The following is a 939-nucleotide window of genomic DNA, read 5'->3' on the forward strand; positions in this document are numbered from 1 at the left end:
CAGCTCGGCCGCATGATAGCCATGGCGGCAGCCCAGCTGGGCCTGAGAACGCATATCTACGCGCCAGACGACAACAGCCCGGCCTTCGAGGTGGCCGCGGAGGTCACCATCGCGCCTTACGAGGACGAGGCCAACCTGGTGCGCTTCGCCAAGGCCGTGGACGTGGTCACCTACGAGTTCGAGAACGTTCCCAGCGAGACGGCCGCCGTCTTGAGCGCCCACGCGCTGCTTGCCCCCAACGCGCAGGCGCTCGCCGTGTCGCAGGACCGGTTCCTCGAAAAGAGCTTCATCGCCGGCCTCGGCATCGCGGTCGCCCCCTTCGCGGCCGTCTCAAGCGAGGCGGAACTTGCGGAAGCTGTCGACCGAATCGGCCGGCCCGCGGTGCTCAAGACCCGGCGCTTCGGCTATGACGGCAAGGGGCAGATGATGATCCGACCGGAGACCGACCCTATCGCGGCCTGGGAGGAGATCGGCCGCGCCCCGTCCGTCATCGAGGGCTTCGTGCCCTTCGAGCGGGAGGTGTCCGTGGTGGCGGCCCGCACCGCGTCGGGCGCTTTCGCGGCCTATGATCTGTGCGCCAACGAGCACCGTCACCATATCCTCGCCACCACGCAGGTTCCGGCAGGTGTCTCCCCCGAGACCGAGGCCCAGGCCTTCCGAACGGCCCGCTCCATCGCCGAGGCGCTGGACTATGTGGGCGTTCTGGCGGTGGAGCTGTTTCTTGTCACCGATGGGGGCAGCGAACGCCTCGTGGTGAACGAGATCGCCCCGCGGGTGCACAATTCGGGCCACTGGACCCTGGGCGGCGCCGTGACGTCGCAGTTCGAGCAGCATGTGCGGGCGGTCTGCGGCTGGCCCTTGGGCGATGCGGCCCGTCTCGGCCGGGTCGAGATGCGCAACCTCATCGGGCACGATGCGGACGAATGGGAGCAGATCCTG

General features: G+C 68.6%; 1 protein-coding gene. It reads left to right on the forward strand.

The features are described from left to right. Positions 1 to 939: 5-(carboxyamino)imidazole ribonucleotide synthase (locus JKG68_RS32570; protein WP_202066596.1), on the forward strand; the 939-nt coding region annotated here is incomplete at both ends.

This window comes from Microvirga aerilata, assembly GCF_016743775.1.
GTDB classification, from domain to species: Bacteria; Pseudomonadota; Alphaproteobacteria; order Rhizobiales; family Beijerinckiaceae; genus Microvirga; species Microvirga aerilata.